Genomic DNA, 266 nt, shown 5'->3' with positions numbered 1-266 from the left:
AGTGTTTTATATCCACTTGGACAGCTGACAATGATATCTGGTTCTTGCATGAATGTTAGCTTCATTTGATTCAAATTATTCGGGTCTGGAAAGAACAAATAAACATATCCCTTATCATTGCATTCTGCATTTCCTGAATAATACATTTGATATTTTATTAAGCTTTTATCAAACTCTAAGCCTTTAATACTGGCATTGCTATCTGAAGCATTTAAACTATTTAGAATCAATGTTCCATCAGTTTTTTTGATTTGAATTCTACCAAG

General features: G+C 30.8%; 1 protein-coding gene. It reads right to left on the bottom strand.

The window, feature by feature from the left end:
- The coding region (locus tag SB772_RS41845; RefSeq protein WP_410838754.1) for a hypothetical protein at positions 1–266 on the bottom strand (266 nt) is incomplete at both ends.

This window comes from Paraburkholderia sp. SIMBA_030 (genome assembly GCF_046535245.1).
Classification (GTDB): Bacteria; Pseudomonadota; Gammaproteobacteria; order Burkholderiales; family Burkholderiaceae; genus Paraburkholderia.
This window is presented reverse-complemented; position numbering and strand designations above follow the sequence as displayed.